Annotated in this window: 23 protein-coding genes and 1 tRNA gene; 18 read left to right on the forward strand and 6 right to left on the reverse strand. The window is 69.0% G+C overall.

The annotated features are described in order from the left end of the window. The first annotated feature begins 46 nt into the window (after positions 1-46). Positions 47-760 carry a prepilin peptidase gene (locus tag M3147_RS10910; RefSeq protein ID WP_251203498.1) on the forward strand — a complete coding sequence of 238 codons (714 nt, stop codon included), beginning with the start codon at positions 47-49 and terminating at the stop codon, positions 758-760. Further along, complete coding sequence (locus M3147_RS10915) at positions 757-1,752, forward strand: alpha/beta hydrolase (protein ID WP_251203499.1); 996 nt, start codon at positions 757-759, stop codon at positions 1,750-1,752. Before M3147_RS10910 ends, M3147_RS10915 begins: the two co-directional genes overlap by 4 nt. A 28-nt stretch (positions 1,753-1,780) precedes the next feature. Here M3147_RS10915 and M3147_RS10920 read toward each other — a convergent pair whose 3' ends face one another. Both M3147_RS10920 and M3147_RS10925 read right to left on the reverse strand, forming a co-directional pair. Beyond that, positions 1,781-2,269, reverse strand: coding sequence for a YajQ family cyclic di-GMP-binding protein (locus M3147_RS10920; protein WP_251203500.1), 489 nt, complete (start codon positions 2,267-2,269; stop codon positions 1,781-1,783). A gap of 36 nt (positions 2,270-2,305) precedes the next feature. Then, a complete protein-coding gene (locus tag M3147_RS10925) occupies positions 2,306-3,145 on the reverse strand; it encodes an MOSC domain-containing protein (RefSeq protein WP_251203501.1) in 840 nt (279 codons plus the stop codon). Positions 3,146-3,268: 123 nt separating this feature from the next. On the opposite strand from M3147_RS10925, the gene M3147_RS10930 reads away from it, so the two are divergent. The 3 genes from M3147_RS10930 to M3147_RS10940 all read left to right on the forward strand — a co-directional run bounded on the left by M3147_RS10930 (position 3,269) and on the right by M3147_RS10940 (position 4,341). After that, entirely contained in the window at positions 3,269-3,433 is a 165-nt protein-coding gene (locus M3147_RS10930) for a hypothetical protein (RefSeq protein WP_251203502.1), read from the forward strand. Between the two features lie 19 nt (positions 3,434-3,452). Continuing rightward, a complete protein-coding gene (locus M3147_RS10935; protein WP_251203503.1) occupies positions 3,453-4,145 on the forward strand; it encodes a PH domain-containing protein in 693 nt (230 codons plus the stop codon). Between the two features lie 114 nt (positions 4,146-4,259). Continuing rightward, positions 4,260-4,341: transfer RNA gene (locus tag M3147_RS10940), tRNA-Tyr, on the forward strand. An 84-nt stretch (positions 4,342-4,425) separates the two neighbouring features. Here the strand turns inward: M3147_RS10940 and M3147_RS10945 are convergent. Beyond that, positions 4,426-4,764, reverse strand: a complete 339-nt coding sequence (locus M3147_RS10945; protein WP_251203504.1) for a hypothetical protein — start codon at positions 4,762-4,764, stop codon at positions 4,426-4,428. Between the two features lie 200 nt (positions 4,765-4,964). Between M3147_RS10945 and M3147_RS10950 the strand changes: the two genes are divergently transcribed. Together M3147_RS10950 and M3147_RS10955 are read left to right on the forward strand one after the other, a co-directional pair. After that, positions 4,965-5,198: a hypothetical protein gene (locus tag M3147_RS10950; RefSeq protein ID WP_251203505.1), complete on the forward strand. Its 234-nt coding sequence runs from the start codon at positions 4,965-4,967 to the stop codon at positions 5,196-5,198. 22 nt (positions 5,199-5,220) lie between these two features. Next, positions 5,221-5,661, forward strand: a complete 441-nt coding sequence (locus M3147_RS10955) for a hypothetical protein (protein ID WP_251203506.1) — start codon at positions 5,221-5,223, stop codon at positions 5,659-5,661. 117 nt (positions 5,662-5,778) lie between these two features. Here the strand turns inward: M3147_RS10955 and M3147_RS10960 are convergent, their stop codons facing one another. The 3 genes from M3147_RS10960 to M3147_RS10965 all read right to left on the reverse strand — a co-directional run bounded on the left by M3147_RS10960 (position 5,779) and on the right by M3147_RS10965 (position 7,150). Then, on the reverse strand, positions 5,779-6,279 hold the full coding sequence (locus tag M3147_RS10960; RefSeq protein WP_251203507.1) for a DUF6941 family protein: 501 nt from the start codon (positions 6,277-6,279) through the stop codon (positions 5,779-5,781). A gap of 302 nt (positions 6,280-6,581) precedes the next feature. Then, positions 6,582-6,836 carry a type II toxin-antitoxin system HicA family toxin gene (locus M3147_RS19630; protein ID WP_368859830.1) on the reverse strand — a complete coding sequence of 85 codons (255 nt, stop codon included), beginning with the start codon at positions 6,834-6,836 and terminating at the stop codon, positions 6,582-6,584. Between the two features lie 47 nt (positions 6,837-6,883). After that, on the reverse strand, positions 6,884-7,150 hold the full coding sequence (locus M3147_RS10965) for a hypothetical protein (protein ID WP_251203508.1): 267 nt from the start codon (positions 7,148-7,150) through the stop codon (positions 6,884-6,886). A gap of 226 nt (positions 7,151-7,376) precedes the next feature. On the opposite strand from M3147_RS10965, the gene M3147_RS10970 reads away from it, so the two are divergent. The 11 genes from M3147_RS10970 (at position 7,377) to M3147_RS11020 (ending at position 23,442) form a co-directional block, all read left to right on the forward strand. Then, the gene (locus M3147_RS10970; protein ID WP_251203509.1) at positions 7,377-7,871 is read left to right on the forward strand and encodes a helix-turn-helix domain-containing protein; all 495 of its coding nucleotides are present in this window, start codon (positions 7,377-7,379) and stop codon (positions 7,869-7,871) included. A gap of 8 nt (positions 7,872-7,879) precedes the next feature. Next, positions 7,880-8,314, forward strand: coding sequence for an ImmA/IrrE family metallo-endopeptidase (locus M3147_RS10975; RefSeq protein WP_251203510.1), 435 nt, complete (start codon positions 7,880-7,882; stop codon positions 8,312-8,314). 18 nt (positions 8,315-8,332) lie between these two features. Beyond that, complete coding sequence (locus M3147_RS10980; RefSeq protein WP_251203511.1) at positions 8,333-9,559, forward strand: tyrosine-type recombinase/integrase; 1,227 nt, start codon at positions 8,333-8,335, stop codon at positions 9,557-9,559. A 350-nt stretch (positions 9,560-9,909) separates the two neighbouring features. Continuing rightward, positions 9,910-13,221, forward strand: coding sequence for a SpaA isopeptide-forming pilin-related protein (locus tag M3147_RS10985; protein ID WP_251203512.1), 3,312 nt, complete (start codon positions 9,910-9,912; stop codon positions 13,219-13,221). 176 nt (positions 13,222-13,397) lie between these two features. After that, complete coding sequence (locus M3147_RS10990) at positions 13,398-15,026, forward strand: ABC transporter substrate-binding protein (RefSeq protein ID WP_251203513.1); 1,629 nt, start codon at positions 13,398-13,400, stop codon at positions 15,024-15,026. Between the two features lie 177 nt (positions 15,027-15,203). Then, positions 15,204-16,826: an ABC transporter substrate-binding protein gene (locus M3147_RS10995; protein ID WP_251203514.1), complete on the forward strand. Its 1,623-nt coding sequence runs from the start codon at positions 15,204-15,206 to the stop codon at positions 16,824-16,826. Between the two features lie 109 nt (positions 16,827-16,935). Next, positions 16,936-18,291: an amidohydrolase family protein gene (locus tag M3147_RS11000; RefSeq protein ID WP_251203515.1), complete on the forward strand. Its 1,356-nt coding sequence runs from the start codon at positions 16,936-16,938 to the stop codon at positions 18,289-18,291. A gap of 225 nt (positions 18,292-18,516) precedes the next feature. Beyond that, positions 18,517-19,863 (forward strand): amidohydrolase family protein, encoded by a 1,347-nt coding sequence (locus tag M3147_RS11005; RefSeq protein WP_251203516.1) that lies wholly within the window; start codon positions 18,517-18,519, stop codon positions 19,861-19,863. 33 nt (positions 19,864-19,896) lie between these two features. After that, positions 19,897-20,802 carry an NAD(P)-dependent oxidoreductase gene (locus M3147_RS11010; protein WP_251203517.1) on the forward strand — a complete coding sequence of 302 codons (906 nt, stop codon included), beginning with the start codon at positions 19,897-19,899 and terminating at the stop codon, positions 20,800-20,802. 58 nt (positions 20,803-20,860) lie between these two features. After that, positions 20,861-21,721: an enoyl-CoA hydratase/isomerase family protein gene (locus M3147_RS11015; protein WP_251203518.1), complete on the forward strand. Its 861-nt coding sequence runs from the start codon at positions 20,861-20,863 to the stop codon at positions 21,719-21,721. A gap of 95 nt (positions 21,722-21,816) precedes the next feature. Then, complete coding sequence (locus M3147_RS11020) at positions 21,817-23,442, forward strand: ABC transporter substrate-binding protein (protein ID WP_251203519.1); 1,626 nt, start codon at positions 21,817-21,819, stop codon at positions 23,440-23,442. Positions 23,443-23,524 lie beyond the last annotated feature (82 nt).

The following is a 23,524-nucleotide window of genomic DNA, read 5'->3' on the forward strand; positions in this document are numbered from 1 at the left end:
GGACAGAAACGAGGGCCCGGCCCGCCGCGATCGCTAGCCTCGCCGGATGCCCCTCGCTCCGCAGGACTTCGCCCTGGTCGGCCTCGCCGCGCTCGGCGCCCTCCTCGGCTGGTGGCCGCTCGCCGCGTGGGTCGGGCGCACTCGGCTCGATCCGGCGCGCCCGGGCTGCGGCGTTCGCACCGCCGCGGCGTCGACGACCGCCGGCGCCTTCGGGGCGCTCGGCTGGCGCTTCGGCACGACCGCGGCCGCCGAGGGCGCGGAGGCGGATGCCTCGAGCCTCGTCGTGCTCGGTGCGTTCCTCGTGTTCGCGGCGGCCGGGACGGTGCTCGGCATCGTCGATGTGATCGAGCACCGTCTGCCGAACGCGGTGCTCGGTCCGGCCGGCCTCGCCGTGGCCGGACTGCTCGGCGTCGCGGCTGCGCTCGACGGGGCCGGCGCCCGTCCGGGTCGGGCGCTGACCGCCCTCGTCGGTGCCGCCGTGCTCTTCGCCCTGTTCCTCGCCGTCGCGCTCCTCTCGCCGCGGGCGATGGGCATGGGCGATGTGAAGCTCGCGGCCCTCGTCGGCGGCGTGATCGGCTGGGGCGGGCTGACGAGCTGGGTGGTCGGAGTCGTCGCGATGTTCCTCGTCGGCGGCCTCGTCGCGGTCGTCGGGCTGGCGCTGCGACGGGTCACGGCGGGCGGCGCCATCCCGTTCGGTCCGGCCATGCTCGCCGGGGCGCTCCTCGCCATCGTCGCCGTGCCCGCTAGCCTGGGGCCATGACCGCCACGTGGCGCCCCGACGTGCTCGGGACGGGCTTCGAGCAGCAGACCCTGCCGCTCGGGTCCGACGGTGAGGGCGAGCTCGTCGCCACCCTCGTGCGGTACACGCCGCCCCCGGCATCCGGCTGGTGGCCGTTCGCCCGTGCCCCGCGGGGGCCGGTCGCCGGCTGCGACGTGCTGTCGGTGCACGGGTGGAGCGACTACTTCTTCAATCCCGAGCTCGCGCGATTCTGGGCCGACCGGGGCGCACGCTTCTTCGCCCTCGACCTGCGCAAGTACGGCCGGAGCCTGCGCCCCGGGCAGACTCCGGGGCTCATCACCGACCTCGCCGACTACGACGCCGACCTCGACGCGGCGCTGACGGCGATGCGGGCCGGCGGCCCGGCCCGCCCGCTCATCCTGATGGGGCACTCGACCGGGGGGCTCACCCTCTCGCTCTGGGCCGACCGGCACCGGGGACGGGCGAGTGCGCTGGTGCTGAACAGCCCGTGGCTCGAGTTCCAGCTGAGCCGCGTGGGGCGCGAGGCGCTCGCCCCGGTCTTCGCGCTCGGCGCCCGAGTGCACCCCCTCGCGCCGCTGCCGAACGTCGACCTCGGCTTCTACACCCGCGCGGTCGCGAAGGAGCAGGGCGGCGAGTGGGAGTACGACCACGCGTGGCGACCCGACCGCGGCTTCGCGACGAGCCCGGTCTGGCTGAACGCGATCCTCGCCGGTCACGCACGGGTGGCGGCCGGGATCGACGTGGGAACGCCCGCGCTCACCCTGCTCTCGGCGCGCTCGAGCATCCTCACCCGCTGGGACGAGTCGATGCGCGCGAGCGACAGCGTGCTCGTCGTCGACGAGATCGCCGAGCGCGCGCTGAAGCTCGGGCCGGAGGTGACGGTGTCGCGCATCGACGGCGCGCTGCACGACGTGACCCTCTCGCGGGAGCCCGCGCGCGCCGCCGCGTACGCCTCGATCAGTCGCTGGCTGCGCGGCTACGCGCCGGCCTGATCCCCACCGCTCGCGCGCCGGCCCGTGCTCAGCGGAAGTTGACGAACTGGAGGTCGACCTCGAGGTCGGCGCCCTTCAGGATGCGGATGACCTCCTGCAGATCGTCGCGGCTCTTCGAGGACACGCGCAGCTCGTCACCCTGGATCTGCGACTTCACGGTCTTCGGGCCCTGCTCGCGGATGATCTTGCCGATCTCCTTGGCCGCCTTCTGGTCGATGCCCTGCTTCAGCGCGATCTCGATGCGGAACTCCTTGCCCGAGGCGTAGGGTTCGCCGGCGTCGAGGCTCTTCAGCGTGATGCCGCGCTTGATGAACTTCGACTGCACCACGTCGAGCACCGCCTTCACGCGCTCCTCGGAGGAGGCCTTGAGCAGGATCTTCTCTCCGCTCCACTCGACCGAGGCGCCGACGCCCTTGAAGTCGTAGCGCTGCTCGAGCTCCTTGCGGGCCTGGTTGACCGCGTTGTCGGCCTCCATCTTGTCGACCTTGGAGACGATGTCGAACGTCGAATCTGCCATGCCGCCAGTCTAACCAGGGCCGCACGGCGGGGCGCCTCAGCCGAGCACGTGCAGCGCGTCGCCGACCGCGACCGTGTCGCCGGCCGAGGCATCCAGCACCGGAACCAGGCGCACCCCGAACCAGGTCTTGCCCTCGCGGCGGCGGTGCCGGGCGAGGGTGCGGATCGGCTCCTTGCCGCGCACGAGCGTGTCGGGATCGACCGTCGTCATGACGCAGCGGTCGCAGCAGCCCTCGACGCGGAACTCGACCTCGCCGATGCGCACCCGGGCCCACGTCTCCTCGGCGAACGCCGTCTCGCCGTCGACGACGAGGTTCGGCCGGAAGCGCTCCATCACGAGCGGCGGGGGCGCGTCCTCGCCGCGCTCCACGGCGTCGGCCGCGGCGAACTCGTTCAGCAGCGCGAGGGAGGCCTCGCTCGCGAGGAGCAGGGGCGAGGCGTCCGCGAGGGTCAGCGAATCACCCGGCCGGCCGCCGTAGTCCGGTTTCACGGGGCGCGCGGTCGGGTCCGGCTGCCAGACGAGCCGGAGCGGCCGGCCGATGCGCGCGCTGATCCAGGCATCCGCCGCCTCGCCGGCCGGCAGCGCCGTGCCCTGACGCGAGTGCCCGACCGGAACGGGCGCCACGTCGCGCGGGGCGGCGACGAGGAGGCTGCCGGCATCGTGCTCGGCGCCGAGGCGGAGCGCGTCGTCGGCGAGCGGGGTCGCGGCGAGCCCGAGCAGGGCGTTCTCCTCGCGTGCCGTGACGGACGCACCGTCGGGGTCCACCACGGCCCAGCGGCGGTCGCCGGCGAGCCCCCAGGGCAGCACGGTCGCGCGGGGCACGTCGAATCCGGCGAACGACTTGACCGGGTGGATGCGGACGCGCGTGAGCTGCATCACAGCACCGTACCCGCAGCGGTCGGAGACGGTCATCTTGGCCCCCGTCCGCGTGTCACGGTGGCGGCCCCCGTTCGGGTGGGGTAGAAACGTCGGCGGACTCCGATCGAAGGGATCGCCCGCGTGAAGTGGATCAGACCGCTCGTCATCGTGCTCGTCGTCGTGTTCGCGCTCTTCTACATGATCAGCCGGCCCGAGGACGCGGCGAACCTCGTACAGGGCGCCGTGAACGGGGTCGCCACCGCCGTCGACGGGGTCGGCCGGTTCTTCACCTCGCTCGCCTCCTGAGCCCTCGGCGGATGCTGCCGTGAGCGTGTTCGGCCTCGACCCGAAGGTCGAGCGGCATCTCATCGCCGACGACGGTGAGGTGATCATCGACGAGGTCGGCAAGCACTGGGCCGCGAAGGTCGGCTGCGTGCTCGAGATGATCGCCGCGCTGCCGGTGCTCCTGCTGCTCGCGGTGCTGCCGAAAGCGCTGTACTTCATCCCGCTGCTCGTGGCGCTGGGGCTGCTGCTGCACGGCCTCTGGCGCTACCTCGGCCTCCGGATGGACCGCTTCGTCATCACGAACATGCGGGTCTTCCGGGTGCACGGCATCCTGTCCCAGCGGATCGCGACCATGCCGCTCTCGCGCATCCTCGACATCTCCGTGCACACGCCGTTCGTCGGGCGCATCATCGGCTACGGGCACTTCATCTTCGAGTCGGCCGCGCAGGATCAGGGGCTCCGCGAGATCCGCTTCGTCGGGCGGCCGGATGAGCGGGGGATGACGATCCAGCGGGTCATCCAGCGCGCGGGTCTCCGCGGGCGGATGCATCCGCCGGACTTCCCCATGCCGGAGTACGACCCGACGCGCGTCGGCCAACTCGCCGCCTACGACGCGGCTTCCGCCGGGCAGATGGCGGCGCGGGCGGAGGCGGATGCCGCGGCCGACACCCGCGATCTCAACGCGACCCGCGACTACGGCGACGAACTGCCCTGGTGGCGGGAGTCCCGCTGACCCGGGCGCACCCCGGGCGATGCGACCGGCTTCCGACTCGATTTCGCCAGCGGGCACGGTCCGAGTATCCTTGTGAGGCCCCCGGTTGTGTGCAGAACGTGGTCGGGTGCACATGGCGAGTTACCCAAGCGGCCAAAGGGATCTGACTGTAAATCAGACTGCTCAGCATTCGGGGGTTCGAATCCCTCACTCGCCACTCCCGCGGAATGACGCGGATGTTCAGGGCCTCACGCGATCGACCTGCGTGAGGCCCTGAGCCGTCTGCACCGTATGTTGCACCCTATGGCCGCGCCGGATCGATGGCGTTGATGCGCACCCACTCATCGATGTCGTCCACGTTGTAGATGACGGTTCGCTCGGTCGGCTTGTAGTAGCGCGGAGGCCGCTTCGCGCCGCGCAGATACTCCAGGTGCCGCACGGTGAGGCCGGGAACGTGCTCCACGACCTGCTGGGGCGACATCCACTTCGTGGGCAACTGGGCTGCGGGGTTCGAGGAGGGTGGGGGGCTCATGGGTTCATCGCCGCTTGGGTCACTGAGGGCACGTTCCTCCGCTATCTCATCGAGGACGTCGAGGAAAGCATCGGCTGCGGCCGCGAGCGCTTCGTCACGTGTTGGCATGCCCTAGTTCTACTCGAACTGCCTGGCCCGTGAACTGGGCGGCGATCCTGGGCTGCATATCCGGATAGGCTGTGCGCGTGTCTCGTGCTTTGGGAGTGATTCCGTTGGGGCTCACGGCGCTACTTCTCGCAGGCTGCAGCTCTGCTCCGTCAACCGCGGCTGCAGCGGAGACATGCGGTGGCAGCGGCTCCGGGATAGCAGTGGCGGACGATGGGCTTCTCGAGTACGACCAGAGCCAGGATGAATCCGGCGACGCGTGGAAGTGCCTCCTCAACGAGCTCGTCGCAGAGAGCGCCGACCAGTACACGATTACCCAGGGTTTGGACGAGAGCCTGGGGGCTCAGGACGGCACATTCGGAGGGCTCACAGCGGTGTGGGCATTGAACCCGTCGCGCGGCATCCAGATGTCGTTCTGGCCAACCATCACCGACTAGCGCGTAGCTCAGTGGGTGCGCAGTGGCAGGCCCAGTCGACTACCTGGCGGCGAATGCTGCGCTCGAGGCGCTGTTCGGTGCGCAGCCTGCGCAGGCGGAAGGTACCGGAAGCTGGAGTCCGAACGGCTCCTCGTTCTCGATCCCGAGTAATTGGTCATGCAGTGCGACCGGACGAGATGGCGCTGTCTACTTTCAGGTGTGCGTCGTCCGAAGCGGCAACTACGTCCAGGCGGCCACCATCGTCAACAACACCGGCAACTCGCAGAGGCTGGTCGGCGTCGATCAGACGCCGTCTTCCTCGACTACCACGTACCAGTCGCATGTGAAGTGTGCGATCTCGGGTGTGGCCGCGAAGAGCATCTCGGTGTGCTTCTCAGCGACCGCCCAATCCTCCGCCCTGGTGCGCTACTTTGCGAGCTTCGATTGGCCCTGGGACATCTACAACCCGAGCCCCTGGGCCTAGACGAGAACCGCCCCGGCATCGCCATGCCGGGGCGGTTCTATGTCTGGGCCGCTACTTAGACGAGTGCACGTCGGGCGGCCATGAGGCGCCGTCGGGAACCGACAACTACGATGGACGTCAACCGACGACGGGGCCGGGAGCCTGGCCAACCACCGCGAACGAGTACTTCCAGGTGCGCGAGTCGTCGCCGTCGAGACGGACCCGGACCTCGTAGCGCCCGTTCGGCGCGAGGGGCAAGCCGTTGTTGAAGTCGAAGACGAACTGGATTTGGCCGCCGACGTGATCCCTGAGAGCAGCTGGCACTTGCACGTTTGGGCGCTCAACGGAGACGATTTGGGCAATTCGCAATGGCTGGGACTCGCCTGCTGGCCCGGGCAGGGACACAAGATTGTCGTCTGCGTCGACGATTGCCATCTCCAGCGGGAACTCGGCCGGACAGAACTCGATAGGAATTCTCACCGAAATCCAAATCGCGAACTTCGAGGTCACACCCTGCTGGAAATCGAACCCTACAAGGGTGATGCCGGCACCGATGATGTTGCCCTTGCCACCCGCATCATTGTTGGCAAAATCTGCGAGAACGATGTTGACCGTTGCCGCCTGCGCGATGTCACTCACCAGATTGCCCGTTCCGGCTCGCGAATGGCGGCGCCGTGCCGCGAGGCTCTCGCTGGCGCTGATGCTCTGACGGGAGCGTTTGAAGAGGAAATGTGAGCGAAAGGCGACGAGAGCGCTGCGCCATCCTCGAGTCGCTCTACAAGGGACCTACCGCTAAGGCCGGCGTTGGCGAGGCCTTCACGGACGAGCTCTCGGGTCGAAGCGAAATCCGCAGCAAGGGCTGAGAACCCGGGCATCGAGTCAGAGTCCGCCCACCATGCCCCTGGCTCACGGTGGTACGTCACGTTGACGGTGTCCATCACTTAGCTCCTCAATCCAAGGAGCGCAGCCGCTTCTTCGTCGGTCAGCTGAGCGTCCTTTGTCAAGATCTTACGCACGAGGCCTGGAGGAATCTCCACACCTTGATGAAACGCAAAAGTTAGCGTCGGTCTTCCTGTCGCCTCGAGTGTCCTGTGCGAGCCCTGGCGGCGTACCTCCTGGTATCCGAGCTCCCGGCCGAGCAAGGTGAACAGCTTGCTCGCCTTCATCGACGGGTACGTGGGCATCCCATCGAGCATGACAGAGCCCCGGATGGGTGGCGCACCCTCATTCGAGGGTCAAGGAACTACGGCAGAGGAACCAAGCGCGATTCATCGAAGTCACGGACGACGGCGGCCCTCAGGGCCTCACCACCCGCACTGCACATCGTGATCGTCCATCCCACACGCACCCTTCCCGGGTGGGTGATCATCGGCGGGACGTTGTCGGCGTCGGCGTCGGCGTAGATCGGGGTCGGGGTGTCGGTGACGCGCCACCGCTGCTCGCGCCAGTACAGGCGCACGGGGCAGTCCTGCTCGAGCCAGAGGGTGACGTGGTCGGTGAGGGTGATCATGGTGCGCCTCCGGGCTTGCCGTCTCGGCGAGAGTCATCCCGGCCAGCTTCCGCAACGCTCGGATCGAGGCCCCGGCGCTTGCTGGTTGTTCTGGCATGTCAAAGGCTTAGGCAATCTTTGACATTGTGGCAAGCGGATCAAGTCAAGAACTCAGGGGCATCACTGACTTCATGTCAAATACATCACGAGATTACATGCGGAATGTCAAGGGTTGTAGCCTCGGGGCATGTCAAAAAAAGAGTTCGCGAACTTGTCCATGACTGACAGGGCGAATTTGGCAGCAAACGTCAAGGCGCTTCGACAAGAAGCTGGAATGACACAGGCACAGCTCGCGGAGGCTGCCGGCGTATCACGCGCGACGGTCAACAACCTCGAGAGTGGGGCGACAACGCCGCAGGCGAATGTGCTCGACCGCGTGATGCGCGTCTTCGGGATCGGGCCAGATCCGGATTACTCGCCGCGCACGGAGCTTTGGCTGACGATGATCGGCTCCCTCATCGAGGCGATCCCGGAGGCGCGGCGCGAGGCAGCGGTCAACACCGTGCTCCGTTCCCTTGGCAACGCGGTTCGTGCTGGCGCTGTCACTGTCGGCGCACCCGTGGATGATGAGTTCGCCGACGAGGACTTCGACGTGGCGACGGGGCACTTGACCCAGCAGGACGTGGATCTCATCGCGAAGAAGGGGACGCGTCGCGCCGACCAGGTGCCGCACGCAGAGTAGGAGATTGGATGCGTGAACTGGTCCGGGTGGCGGCTTCGATGGGGCTCCGTCTGCACTGCGCTCATCTACCCGACGACACGCTCGGGTACTACGCGCCGGATGAGGCGAGGATCTACTTCGACATGCGCCTCACGCCGATCGAGCGTCGGAGTGTCGTCGCCCACGAGCTCGGTCACGCCCACTATGGCCACACCTGCAGCAACGCATCGACAGAGCGGCAGGCGAAGATCTATGCCGCCCGGCTCCTCATCAACGCGCGCGACTACGCAGGTTTGGAGCGCGTCAATCCCGACCAGCACCACCTGGCGGAGGAGCTCGGCGTGACGGCCGAACTCGTTGAGATATTCGAGACCTACTGCCTCACTCGCCTGCGGGGCGTGACGTATGCGCTTCCGAAGATGGGCGTCGGGCAAGCCACACTCGCCGCCGCGCCGGCGTACTAGAACAGAGGGAGTTCCACTATGGGTCGAGCGGCCAAAGGTGATGGCAGCATCTTCAAGACGCCCACGGGGTATCGCGGCTACGTCACAATCAACGGGCGCCGCAAGTACGCCTCGGGATCGAAGAAGACCGAGGTTGCTCAGAAGCTCCGCGAGATCAAGAACCAACGCGACAACGGCATCATCACGGTGGGACGATCGCCCAAGCTCGGCGCGTGGATCGGGCACTGGATGAAGGCCACCGAAGAGAAACACAAGATCAAGACCCACGCTGGCTACCAGTCGATCATCGATGACTACCTTCCTACGTGGCTTTCTGACGTGACCCTCGCCAAGCTCACTGCCGAGCACCTAGAGGAGGCCTACGACGGGCTGCGTCGGAAGCCGCTTTCGGGTGCCACGATCTACCAGCTGCACTCGATCATCCGGGCCGCGCTGACGCTCGCGCACAAGCGTGGGCACGTCCCATACAACGCAGCGAAGATGGTCGTCTCGCCACCTGTCGCAGCGAGCAAGAGAGTGGTCCCGTTCTCGGATGCTGATCTCGCCCGCATCTTCACCGTCTTGGAGGACTCCAGATCGAAAGCGCGATGGACGTTCGCTCTCGAGCTCGGGCCACGCCCCGGCGAGTCGCTCGCGCTCGAGTGGCCACATATCGATTTCGCCGAGGGCTCGATCCGTATTGAGCAGCAGATCCAGACGGTCGAGAAGCGGCTGCGACTCGTGAAGTACACGAAGACGGACTCGAAGTCGGCGCCCGAGTATCGCAAGCTGCCGCTGCCAGGACACCTCGCCGATGTCTTCCGCGAGCACCGCGAACTACAGCTTGCCGAGATGAGCCGGGCGAGCCGGTGGGAGGACTGGCGCGATGAAGACGAGCCCGCCGAAGCGGTCCACGCATTCGTCTTCACATCGGCGCGTCGCCCGGGTCGGCCGATCACTCCCTCGGGCGACTCTCAGCAGTGGGCCCGTTTGGTCGAACTCGCGGGGCTCCCGCATGCGAAGCCCTACACGGCTCGACATACGGCTGCATCTCGAATGATCGCAGCTGGCATCGACCTCACTGTCGTCGCGGAGATTCTCGGGCACGCCGACATCAAGACGTTGATCAAGGTCTACGCGCACGCGCTTGAGGAGCGGAAGCGAGCGGCAGCCGACTTGCTCGAGCTCGCGTGGCGGGGGCGATCCGCTGCACCGTATCCTGCACCCTATGAGACAGGCTCGATGCGATCTAGCGCGAGTCGGTGAGCGTAGTAGCGGCCCCTAGTCCCGCGTGACTACGGGCCGGAGCGACTCCAAGCGAGTCCCAGTCGCGTCCACTGTGACTGACTGTAAATCAGACTGCTCAGCATTCGGGGGTTCGAATCCCTCACTCGCCACCACCACAGGGATGATCGCCGAACTCGGTACGTGCCGTTCGCGGATCCCGAGCAGAGTTCGCACACGAAGGAGGCCACCGGATCTCGGTGGCCTTCTTCGTTCCTCCGGGCGTCGTCGCTCGCACTCCTCTCGTCTCGCCCAAATTGACCGTTGCGCGGATCGCCGATTGAGAGGACGATCGCAAAGATGAGGGATCCACAGATATCTCGGGTGTACTCATGACGAGCGCGTCCGCACCGACTCGCCTTCGCCGACGGTTGGCCATCGCGTGCACCGTCGCACTCGCTGCGGTGCTCGCGGTCGCGGCCCCGATGGGTGCCGCTGCGGTGAACCCGAATCTGGCGACCAACATCTCCGCGGTCACGTCACCGGTCTACTCGGGCGATCGGCTCGTCTATGACGCCCAGTTGAGCTGCTCGGCTCCGGCGAGCTGTCAGAACGTCACCCTGCACTTCTCGAAGCCCGCGGGGGCCTCGGGCGTCGGTGCCGTCGCGTCGCCCTACCCGCCCGGTGTCTCGAGCGTGGTCGCCAACGCGGACGGGACGATCGACATCGTCTACTCCGCGACCGCGCCCGGGGTGACGAGCGAGCTGAACATCTCCTGGCCGACGGCCAACTACGTCACCCTGCCGGGCCCGCAGACCACGACGATGACGGTGTCGCAGCCGGGGGAGACCGATCTCCAGCAGTCCGCGACGATCCAGCTCGACGCGAGCAGCGACCTCGTGCTCTCGAAGAGTGGAGCGCAGCAATCGAATCCGATGGAGAACTACCAGTACTGCATCAGTTACGGCGTCACCTACCCTGACGAGCCCGCCAGCCATGGTGCCTTGGCGTTCAACAACGTGGTCGTCACGGATCCATTGCCCGCAGGAGCCATCTATGTGAGCTCCACGAACGACGGCGTCTTCGATGCAGGAACGAACACCCTCACCTGGACCCTCCCGCAGGTCTCCACCTCCAGCGATCTCTGCGTGACCGTGCAGTTCGACGCGAGCCTGGTCGGCACGACGGTGACGAACACGGCGTCAGCGACGGGGACTCGGATCGACGGGACGGTCGAAACGAAGACGGCGTCCGCGCCCACGGAGATCGTCGATGCTGCGCCCGCCTACGACGTCGCAGGGACGAAGACCGGGTCCGAGATGGCGCCAGGGCAGGACAACTATTGGATCCTGCAGGGGATCAACCGGTCGAATGTCTCGGTCGACATGTCGATGACCGATCAGGTCCCGGTCGGCCTGGACACGGTCTTCGTCGCACGCGGATACAACAGCTTCCTCATCGGTGCCGGCTCGACGGTCACGTTCACCTACGCCGACAACTCGAGCGATACGCTGCCGTTCGACTCGGGAGCCGCAGTGGCCGTCCCGGCTGGGAAGCCCAGGGTGATCACGGTGGCACTGCTGCTGAAAGGCATCCCGGTCGGTGCGAACGTGAACCCGGAGATCCACGTCACCGTGAACCCGGACGAGCTGCCGCCCGGCGGGCAGATCACGAACTGCTTCACGATCGGGGTCCCCGGCAGCGACTTCACCCCGGTGGACTCCTGCGGCACGACGGGAACGAGCACCGTGCCCACGCCTCGACCTGGTCTGGGCAAGGCCGACCTCACGGCGTCGGCGGCACCCGGCGGCACCGTGCGGTTCCGCCTGGACCTGAGCAACAGCACGGAGACCACCGACTGGCGACCCGACCTCTACGACCTGCTGCCGAACCAGCTCACGTATGTCTCCGGGACCTTCACCTCGTCGGCGAGCAACACGGCGAACTGTCCCGCAGGTGCCGACTTCGACGAAACCGTCACCCCGTCCTATGCCGGCGGGGTCCCCGGAGCCGATGGCACCCGCACCCTGGTGCGGTGGACCCTGAAACAGGGGGTCACCGGCCTGGTGTTCGTGCCGTTCGGCCCGGCCTGCAGCTACACCTACGACACGACCGTGAACCCGGGCGTCGCCGCGGGGGAGTACACCGGCAACACCAGCAGCGACTACGACCATTACCGCGGCAACCTCGTCTACGCGTATGACCGCGATCGCATCATCCCGACCGCGCAGACGGCCGGCTGGGTCGCGGACGTGCGGGATGTGAACGAGAACGGGAACACGATCGAGCAGACCAGGGATGCCGCGGCGGACTTCACCGTCGCCAACTCGTCGGCAGCGTGGATCACCAAGCAGGTGAGCGGGGATCAGGACGGCGGGACCTGGTTCGACTCGGCCGAGGTTCCGGGACAAGCCGACCAGTCGGGGACGTCGACCCCCGGCGGCACCGTGTCCTATCGCGCGAAGCTCGGGAACTTCGGGAACCAGAACCTCACGAACATCATCGCGTACGACCTGCTGCCGCTGCCCGACAACCACGGCATCACCAACGGTCGATACGACGACCAGCCCGCCGGTGGCAACACCTGGACGCCGGCGATGACCGGGCCGATCGACACCGCCGGCAGCCCGGTCACCGCCACCTACTCGACGAACCCCGACCCGTGCCGTCCCGAGATGGACAACACGCCCGGGCACACCGCACCGTTCTTCTGCGGGGGCGCTCAGGACCCGTCGTGGGTGAGTGCGGCCGCGGTGACGGACTGGGCCGCGATCCGCTCCGTCCGGTTCGATGCCGGGAACGCCGTCGTCACCCCGGGAGAGAACTTCGAGTTCACCTGGACGATGCAGGCCCCGACCACGCTCGCGGACGGGTCCGCGATCCGAGGCGGGGAGACCACCTGGAACAAGATCGCGATCTCCGCGGTCAAGGTCTCCGATGGAACGAAGCTGCTCGCGGCGGAAGCGCCCTGGGTCGTCGACAAGATGGCCGTCGGCGGCAGCCTGCTCATCCACAAGCAAGACGGCAGCGACCCGTCGAACGCCCTCGAAGGTGCCGTGTTCGACATCCGCGACTCCACCGGGGCGACCGTCGGGACGATGACGACGAACGCGGCGGGGGATGCCGCGATCCACAACCTTCCGCTCGGCGCCTACACGATCGTGGAGACTTCCGCACCGGCCGGGTACGAACTCGACTCGACGCCCCGCGCGGCGAACGTGTTCGATTCCGCTCCAGTGCCGCTCACGATCACGAACGTGCTCCTGCCCGCGGTGCTCGGCGGGATCAGCATCCACAAGCAAGACGCGAGCGAACCGACGAAGGCCTTGGGCGGCGCCGTCTTCAGCGTCCAGAACGGCGAGGGAGCGGTCGTCGGCACGTTGACCACCGACGCCCGTGGCGATGCGCACCTCGGCGGCCTGCCGCTCGGTGACTACACGCTCGTCGAGACCACTGCGCCGGGCGGGTACGTGCTCGATCCGACGCCGCGCGTCCTCACCGCCGCGACCGACGCCATCCCGTCGACCATCACCAACACACCGGTCGGCCCGACGCCCGCGCCGGTGCCCGCCGCCGGAAGCGGGACGCTGTCCGCGACGGGTTCGGATCTCCCCGTGGTTCCGGGAGCGGTCGCGGCGATCGCCGTCCTGCTCGGGGCACTGATCGTGATCGGCGCTCGACGCCGTCGCAACAGCGGCGCCTGAGTGCCGTGATCGGTGCGGTGACCGCGGCACGGTGACCGCGGTGCGGGAGTCGGCTTCGGCATCCCGGAATAGTGGCTATGCCATTGACGAGCGTGCCCGAAACTCTTACTATTCTGGCTAGCCCACTATGCTGTGAGGCTTCCTCTGTTCCCGACAACGACGTTAGGACCTCCCCCATGCACATCCCTGCACCCTTCCGCGCGCGCCCGAAGCGGGCGTTCGCCGCCTCGGCGATCGTGGCGGCCGGCGCGCTCCTGCTCGCCGGCTGCGCGCCCGCCTCGCCGGCGGCGCCGCCCGACGCGCCGTCGGCGGAGCTGCTCGACGGCGGCACCCTGAACATCGGCATCGGCGCCGACCCGGGCAACCTCGACCCCGCGCTCGCGGTGACGCTCAGCAGCTCCGTCATCTACGAGTCCATGTGCGACAAGCTCTTCAACGCCGACAGCACGGGCGCCGTGTTCCCGCAGCTCGCGGCCGAGCCTGCCGTGCTCGCCGACGACGGCCTCTCGGCCGAGGTGCGGCTGCGCGAGGGGGTGATCTTCGCTGACGGCACCCCGTTCGACGCCAGCGCGGTGGCGTTCTCGATCGAGCGCTTCCAGGAGCTCCCCGGCTCGCAGCGGGCGGCCGACCTGCGCCCGATCAGCGAGGTCGAGGTCGTCGACGAGCACACGGTGGTGCTGCACTTCTCGACGCCCATGCCCGAGGGGGCGCTCTACGAGAAGATCGCAGGCCGGGCCGGCATCCAGGTCTCGCCGACCGCGGTGGCCGAGCTCGGCGACGAGGGCTTCGCCGAGGCGCCGGTCTGCGTCGGGCCCTTCAAGTTCGAGAGCCGGATCGCGCAGGACAGCGTGACGCTCGTGAAGGATCCGGGCTATTTCCGCGCGGACGAGGTGCACCTCGACGAGGTCGTCTATCGGATCCTGCCCGACTCGAGCGTGCGCACGACGAACCTGCGCTCGGGCGACCTGCAGGTCGTGCATCGCGTCTCCCCGACGGATCTCGCCGTGCTCGAGGCGGACGACTCGATCGCCGTACAGACCTACCCGAGCCAGGGGCACGACTACATCGAGTTCAACATGGGCAACACCGACGGCGCCGAGAGCCCGGCCGGGGTCGTGGACACGCCGTGGGCGCAGAACCCGCTCGTGCGCGAGGCCTTCCAGGCGGCCATCGACCGGGAGGCGCTGAACACCGTCGTCTACGGCGGGGCGTTCGAGCCGGCCTGCGGGTTCATCGCTCCGCAGTCGCCGCTCTCGACGCCGGCGCTGCAGGAGTGCTCCGCGCACGATCCGGAGCTGGCCGCCGAGCTGCTCGAGGAGAGCGGGGTCGCCGTGCCCGTCCGCGGCTCGGTGACCTTCAGCAACTCGCCGGAGTTCCGCCGCATGGCCGAGCTCATCCAGCAGATGGCGGGGGAGGCGGGCTTCGAACTCGAGTTGAACCCGCAGGAGTCCACGGCGTCCATCGAACTCGTGCAGTCCGGCGACTTCGAGCTGTATCTCGGCACCTGGACGGGCTTCCTGGACCCGACGATCTCCCGCTTCGTGCGGAGCGACGACCCGTCGAACTGGGCGCGCTATGCGAACCCGGATGTGGACCGGCTCCTGGACGAGGCCGGCTCCACGCTCGACCAGTCCGAGCGCAGCGGCGTCTACGAGGAGATCGACGCGATCCTCCGGAAGGACCTCCCGATGGTCTTCCTCGTGCGGCCCGGTCACATCGTCGCGTACAGCGAGGAGATCGCGGGCCTGGACTTCCGCGCGACCGGCTCGCCGTCGCCGGCCTTCGCGGGCTTCGTCGCAGAGTGAGCCGGTCCGGCGGGCGGATGCCTCGGCGCAGCCGCATCGCGCATCGTCGGGCGTCGCCCGCCGGAAACTCCCTCTTGACGGGCGCGAGCCGTCGTTCCTAGCATTGCGGCTAAGCCACTTTGAGTGCACCTTGGAACGCTCGAGGTCATTCTGCCCCACATTCCGAAAGAGGTCACCATGTTTCACTTCTCCTCCGGCCGCCGCCGCGGCCGAGCGGCCCTCGCCGCAGTCGGGCTCGGCGCCGTGGCCGTGCTCGCGCTGACGGCCTGCGCGGGCGGCGGCAGCACGCCGGACAGTCCGAGCGCGAGCGCCGAGCTGCGCGAGGGCGGCACGCTGAACTTCGGGCTCGCCGGCGACCCGGGCAATCTCGACCCCACGTTCGCGGTCACCCTGAGCAGTTCACTCGTCTACCAGTCGATGTGCGACCGTCTGTTCCAGTTCGATCAGGACGGCGAGGTCTTCCCACAGCTCGCCGCCGATCTCGCCGAGTTCAGCGAGGACGGCACGAAGGCGACCATCACGCTCCGCGAGGGGGTGACCTTCGCAGACGGCACGCCGATGGACGCCGAGGCGGTCCGGGCGACGCTCGAGCGCTACCAGACGGCGCTCGGCTCGCAGCGCGCGGTGGACCTCACCCGCGTGACCGGCATCACGGCCGTCGACGCGCAGACGCTCGAGCTCGACTTCGACGGGCCGATGCCCGAGGGCGCCTTCTACTCGAAGTTCGCTGATCGGACGGGCATCCCCCTCTCGCCCACCGCGCTCGCCGCGGGGGACGACGCGTTCGCGCAGCAGCCCGTGTGCGTCGGGGCCTTCAAGTTCGGCAGCCGCGTCGCCCAGGACAACGTGACCCTCGTGAAGGACCCCGGGTACTACCGGGCCGACGAGGTGCACCTCGACGAGATCGTCTACCGGGTGCTGCCCGACTCGAGCGTTCGCACGACGAACCTCCGGTCCGGCGATCTCCAGGTGATCTACCGGGTGTCCACCATCGACCTGCCGTCGCTCGAAGGCGACCCGGCGGTCGAGGTCACGCAGTTCCCCAGCACCGGCCACGACTACTTCATGTTCAACATCGGCAACACGGCCGGCGCCACGCAGCCCGCCGGTGAGCGGGACTCCCCATGGGCCGACCCGCTCGTGCGCCGGGCGTTCGAACTCGCGGTCGACCGCGACGCGCTGAACGCGGTCGTCTACAGCGGGGTGTACGCACCGGCCTGCGGGTTCATGGCCCCGCAGCAGCCGCTCACGACGGAGCCGACGCTCGAGTGCACGAAGGCCGATCCGGAGGCGGCGCAGGAGCTCCTCGTCGAGGCGGGGGTCGAGACGCCCGTCGCCGGTTCGATCACCTTCAGCAACTCGCCCGAGTTCCGGCGGATCGCCGAAACCGTGCAGCAGATGGCCAACGCGGCCGGCTTCGCCATCGAACTCGACCCCCAGGAGTCGACGGCGTCGATCGAGCTCGTGCAGTCGGGGCAGTTCGACCTGTACCTCGGCACGTGGACGGGCGGCGTCGACCCGACGATCGACCGCTTCGTGCGGAGCACCGACCCCTCGAACTACGGGCGCTACGCGAACGCCGAGGTGGACCGGCTCCTCGACGAGGCCGACGCCGAGATCGACCCGGAGGAACGGGCGGCGCGCTATGCGGAGATCGACGCGATCCTGCGCGAGGACGTCCCGCTCGTCTTCCTCACGCGGCCGCAGCACATCAGCGCGCAGAGCGCCGAGCTCGGCGGCCTCGAGTTCCGCGCGACCGGCGCTCCGGCTCCGGCGTTCGCCGGCTTCATCGCCGAGTGACCCGAGCGGGGCGCGGGCGGCGACGCCGTCCGCGCCCCCGACCGCCCGGCGACTCCGGCGGGCGACCGCTTCCCCGCGACGCCGCGGGGCGAAGGAAGAAGGAGAACACGTGGACGACGGAACGAAGATCCTGTTGCGCGGCGGCACGGTGCTGACGCTCGATGACGAGGCGACCGTGCACGAGGCGACCGATGTGCTGATCGAGGGCGATCGCATCGCCGCGATCGGCCCGGCGCTCGACGCGCCGGGCGCGGAGGTGATCGATGCCGCCGGGGCGATCGTGTCGCCGGGCCTCGTCGATTCCCACATCCACATGTGGCAGTATCCGTGGCGCGGGACGATGCAGCGCAAGTGGGGCGCGCCGTACATCGAGAAGCTCTATCGGATGCGCCCGAGCTACACCCCGCAGGACACCTACGACGCCACGGTCGGCGCGGCGTACGCGATGCTCGATCTCGGCGTGACCGGGGCGCTCGACTACCTGCACGGCGCGAATCAGACGCCGGCGCACCTCGATGCCTCGGTCGATGCGCACGTCAGGGCGGGGATGCGCGTGGCGCTCGGCTACTCCCTCACGCTGAACGCCGACGCCAGGGACGACGTGCGCGAGCCGGCAAGACGAGCTCGACTGGAGGACCTGGACCGTCTCCGGGTCGACACCCGGGTGCTCGACTCGCCCACCCTCGACCTCGCCCTCGCGACCGTGAACCCCACCGACGAGCTGATGCCGGCGCTGATCGAGGAGTTCGCCTTCGCCAGGGAGCGCGGCCTGCAGATCACGATCCATCAGAACGACTACGGCGAGGTGGCCGCGCTGCACCGGGCTGGCCTGCTCGGCCCCGACCTCGTCGTCGTGCACTCGAACCCCATCTCGGAGCGCGAGCTCGACTGGATGGCCGAGACCGGCGTCGTCATGTCGGTGACCTCGCAGTCCGAGTCGCTCTCGGGCAAGACGATGATGCCGACGAGGAAGGCGTTCCGGCGCGGGGTCCGGCTGGCCTTCGGCGTCGATTCGGCGGTGTTCACCCCGCTGAATCTGCGCACCGATCTGAAGGCCGTCTTCAACGCGCTGACGACGTTGGACGGGGACGACGTGTACCGGACCATCCGGATGCCGGTCGACCCCGAGCTCGATCCGGCGACCGTCGACTTCGAGGACGTCCTGCGCGCGGGGTCGGCGGGCGGCGCCTACGCGATCGGCACCGGCGGCCGTCAGGGGGTGGTCGCCGTCGGCCAGCTGGCCGACATCGCGGTCATCAGACCGCGCGATCCGGAGCCTGCGCTGGCCGACCCGGCGGCGTACCTGCTGCTCGGCGCTCCGCCGGCCGACGAGGTGGAGACCGTGCTCGTCGGCGGTCGGCCGCGGAAGCGCGACGGGCGTCTGCTCGGAATCGAGCCGGAGGAGCTCGCGGAGCTGAACTCCCGGGTCCGTCGACGCGCCATCGCCACCTACGAGGGCCGTTGACCGCGCACGACGGCGTGCCGGTTGACACCGCGGAGCGCACCTTCTAGCATTGTGGCTAAGCCACTATGCGGACCCTCGCGGAACGGCTGACGACGGTGTCGGCCGGGACCCGGCATCGCCGTGGCTCGGCCCGGACGGGACCTCCGGGCCGAGCCGGCCGGCCGCCGACGATCCTGTGCGTCGGCGGCCGGCGCCCCACCCACACGAAACCACTGGGAGTCGAAGATGACTGATCGCAGAATCGTGCTGCGAGGCGGCACCGTCGTCACGCTCGACACGGCGGCGAGCGTGCTCCGCGAGACCGACGTGCTCATCGACGGTGATCGGATCGCTCGCATCGCGCCGGACATCGCGGCGCCCGGCGCCCTCGAGATCGACGCGCACGACGCGATCGTCGCACCGGGGCTCGTCGACACCCACGTGCACACCTGGCAGTACCCCATGCGGGCCGAGATGCAGCGCAAATGGGGGCAGAACTACCTCCGCGTCTACCACCGCATCCGTGACGGCTACACGCCCCAGGACACCGGTGACGCCGCGCTCGCCGCCGCGTACGAGATGATCGCTCACGGCGTCACCGGCGCCGTCGACTTCCTGCACGGCGCCAATGCCACCGCGGAGCACGTCGAGGCCGCCGTCGACGCCCACCTCCGGGCCGGCACCCGCACCGTCGTGCACTCGGGCACGAACACGGGCGTCGGCCACCCCGACGCGGAGGCCGCGAGACTGCGCCGCCTCGACGAGCTCGTCGCGCTCCGCAGCGCGCCGAAACTCGCGGGATCCCGGCTCCTCGACCTCGGTCTGGGCCTGCCGACGCCGAGCGGCGAGACCTTCGACGCCGTCTGCGAGGAGATCGCCTTCGCCCGGGAGATCGGCGCCCGGATGACGTTCCACCAGAACATGCCCGGCGAGATCGCCCGTCTCCACGAGCGCGGGCTCCTCGGACCCGACCTCGTCTCCGGGCACTCCAACGCGATCACGGACCGCGAGCTCGACGCCATGGCCGCGACCGGCACCGTCCTCTCCGTCACGCCGGGCGCCGAGATGCTCTCCGGCCGTTCGATGACCCCGACCCGGCGAGCCGTGCAGCGCGGCGTCCGGGTGAGCTTCGGCGTCGACACGGCCCTCTTCACTCCGCTCGACCTGCGGCCCGAGCTGAAGACGATCTTCCTCGCGGTCGCCGCCCACGACGGTGCCGAGCTCCGCGACGCCGTCCGGATGCCGATCGATGCCGAGCTCGACCCGCCCACCCTCACCTTCGAAGGGGTGCTCCGGGCCGGCAGCGTCGGCGGAGCCCACGGCCTCGGCCTGGGCGATCGGCTCGGCACCGTCGAGCCGGGTGCGCTCGCCGACCTCGTCGTCATCCGACCACGCGACCCCGACGGCGCGCTCGCCGACCCCGCCGCGTACCTCGTGCTCGGCGCCCCGCCGGCCGAGCAGATCGAGACGGTGCTGATCGGCGGGGTGCTCCGCAAGCGCGACGGCCGCCTCCTCGGCATCGAGCCGGAGGAGCTCCGCGAGATCGATCGTCGAGTGCGCCGCAACGCGCTCGCACTGCTGCGCGCCGCCTGACCTTCCCCACGACCCCCTACGAAGGAGAACGCAATGACCGACCCCACGACCTCCGTCGGCTGGCTCGGTGCCGGCCGCATGGGCACCGTGATGATCACCCGACTGCTCGACGGCGGACGCCCCGTGCAGGTGTGGAACCGCACCCGCTCGAAGGCCGAAGCGCTCGAGTCGCGTGGAGCGACGGTCGCCGACACCGTCCAGGATCTCGCCGGCAACGACGTCGTCTTCGTGATGGTCTCGACGCCGAAGGACCTCGAGGCCATCGTGCTCGGCGAGGGCGGACTGCTCTCCGCCGCGGTGCGCCCGAGCGTCATCGTCGACTGCTCGACCGTCGACACCGAGGCATCCGCCAGGGTCCGTGCGGCCGTGAACGCCGCCGGCGTCGGCTTCCTCGCCTCGCCCGTCAGCGGGAACCCGCACATGGTCGAGGGCGGCGAGGCGCTCTTCGTCGCGTCCGGTCCCCGCGAGGTCTTCGACCGCGTGGAGCCGCTGCTCGCCACGATCGGCAAGGCCGCCGTGTACGCAGGCGAAGGGGAGCAGGCGCGGCTCGTGAAGATCTGCCACAACCTCTACCTCGGCCTCATCGTGCAGTCGATCAGCGAGGTCACGACGCTGGCGGAGAAGTCGGGGGTCGACCGCGCCGCCTTCCTCGAGTTCATGAACAACACCGTGCTCGCGACGCCGTGGGTGAAGCGCCGCACCGCCGACATGCTCTCGCTCGACTGGACGCCGACCTTCACCACCGAGCTGCTGCGCAAGGACTTCGACCTCGGCCTCGCCGCGGCGCGGAGCGAGGAGGTCACCATGCCGCTCGCCGCCAGCGTCCTGCAGCTGATCCAAGCGGCCATCGGCCGCGGGTACCGCGACCAGGACTTCCTCTCGCTGTTCGAGGTGCAGGCGGCCTCGAGCGGCATGCAGCTCGAGCCGAAGTCGTCCTGAGCGCCGCCGGCTGACCGACCCCGTCGCGACGCCGCGGCGGACCATCGAAAGGAACCACATGTCACTGCAGCAGTTCGTCGAACCGCCGAAGTTCGAGGAGTACCGGGAACGGTTCAAGGACTTCTTCCACATGGAACGGCGCGAGGACGGCGTCATCTGGGTGCAGGCGCACACGCTCGGCGGCCCCGTGCAACTCAGCGTCGAGAATCACCGCGCCCTCGGCCAGATGCTGAAGGTGGTCGGCAGCGACCCCGAGAACGAGCTGATGATCCTGAGCGGCACGGGCGAGGAGTTCATGATGGACTCGGACCCCGACGGCTTCGCGCTCGAGGAGGAGGACCTCGCGTACTGGGCGTACGAGTACGCCTACAAGGACGGCCGGATCAACGTCAGCTCGCTCGTGAACGACTTCGAGATCCCGACCATCGGCATCTTCAACGGCCACGGCTTCCACTCCGAGATCGTGCTGATGTGCGACCTCACCCTCATGGCCGAGGAAGCCCGTCTCTACGACCTGCACTACGACATCAGCTCGGTGCCGGGAGACGGCATCCACAACGCCTTCCAGGAGCTCCTCGGCACCAAGCGTGCCGCGTACGCGCTCCTCACGGGCGAGGCGATCGACGCGCCGACGGCGCTTGAGTACGGCATGGTGAACGAGATCCACCCGCGCGACGAGCTGAAGGCGCGCGCCTACGTGCTCGCGGACCACATCATGGCGCAGCCGCGGGTGACGCGCCGGCTGACGACGCAGATCATCCGGCGGCCGTGGAAGCGCCGCGTGATGGACGACCTCGACGGCGGGTTCGGCATCCAGATGTTCGGGCACCTCGCGAAGAAGTCCTCGATCCACAGCAAGGACCACATCGCCGGCAACGGCGCCTACGTCCGCGAGGGCCGTCGGAACAACTTCGACTGAGCTCCGGCTCCGGTCGCCCGCGGGCGACCGGAGCCGCCCCACGCGGCACGCACGCCGCGCCTCCCTCCCAGCGATGAAGCTCCAGGAGTGAACGGATGCCCCACCCCCACAGATCCCGCACGCGGCACGCCGTGCTCATGGCCGTGCTCGCCGCGACGGGCCTCGCGCTCGCCGCCTGCGCCGCGCCCGCCGAGCCGGAACCCGGCGACGACGCCGGCGGCGTGCCCGCCGACGGCGGCACCCTCACCATCGGCATCCACGCCGACCCCGGCACCCTCGACCCGACCTTCGCCTCGACCTTCACCTCCGTGAGCGTCTTCAACGCCATGTGCGAGCAGCTCTACGCCGTCGACGCCGACGGCCGGGTGACGCCGCAGCTCGCCGACGGCGAGCCCGAGTTCGACGACGAGGGCCGTGTGGCCACCGTGCGGCTGCGGGAGGGCGTGCGGTTCCAGGACGGCACCCCGTTCGACGCCGCCGCCGTGAAGGCGACCCTCGACCGCTACCTCACCGCCGAGGGCTCGCAGCGCACGAACGAGCTCGATGCGCTCGCCGAGGTCGCCGTCGTCGACGAGCACACCGTCGAGCTGCACCTCAGTGGGCCGATCGCCCGCGGCGTCTTCGACGTGATGTTCACCGACCGCGCCGGCATCATGCTCTCGCCGACCGCGTTCGAGGCGGCCGGCGCCGACTTCGAGCGGGCGCCCGTCTGCGTCGGCCCGTTCGAGTTCTCCAGCCGGGTGGCCCAGGACAGCGTCGTGCTCGTCCCCGACGACGAGTACTACGACCGGGACGAGGTGCACCTCGACGAACTCGTCTACCGGGTCATCCCCGACACGAGTGTGCGCGCGACGAACCTGCTCTCGGGCGACATCGACGTGATGGAGAAGGCGACGCCGACCGAGCTCGCCGTGCTCGAGGGCGGGGCAGGGGTCCGGGTCGAGCAGTTCCCGAGCCTCGGGTACTACAACCTCGAGATCAACATCGGCAATGTCGCCGGTGCCACCGAGCCGCCGGGCCAGCGCGACACCCCGCTCGCCACCGATGCCCGCATCCGCGAGGCCCTCGCCCTGAGTCTCGACCGCGAGGCGTTGAACGCGGCCGTCTTCGGCGGTGCGTACGCGCCGGCGTGCGGCTTCATGGCGCCGTCGAGCCCGCTCGCGAGCGAGCAGACCCTCGGATGCGACGCCCCAGACCCGGAACGCGCCGCCGAGCTGCTCGCCGAGGCGGGAGTCGAGACGCCGTTCCGTATCGAGCTGATGTTGAACCAGCAGCCGGAGTTCCGCCGGCTCGCCGAAGCCATCCGATCGATGGCGGGCGAGGCCGGGTTCGACGTCGTCCTCGACGTGCAGGAGTCGACGACCGCCGTCGACCGCGGCTACGCCGGCGACTTCGAGATGTACCTGAACTCCTGGTCCGGGCGCATCGACCCCGACGCGAACATCAGCCTCTTCGCGATGAGCTCGAGTCCGCGCAGCATGTCGAAGTACCACGACGCCGACGTCGACCGGCTGCTCGTCGAGGCGCGCTCGAGCCTCGACGACGAGGCCCGCGTCGCCGCCTACGACGAGCTCGACCGTCGGCTCGACCGCGACCGGCCGTATGTCTACCTCGTCCGTCCGACGAACCTGATCGGCGTGCGCGACGGAGTGCTCGGCCTCGAGTACCGGCCGAACGGCAGCGTGATTGCCGGACGCGCCGGCTTCGCCGAGACCGGATGACCCGCCGGCAGCCGCGGCACCTGGCCGCGGCTGCCGGGAACACGGCCCGCGATCCGGGCCGACCCACCGAACCACGAGAAAG

It is taken from the genome of Agromyces mediolanus (assembly GCF_023715325.1).
Taxonomy (GTDB): domain Bacteria; phylum Actinomycetota; class Actinomycetes; order Actinomycetales; family Microbacteriaceae; genus Agromyces; species Agromyces mediolanus_A.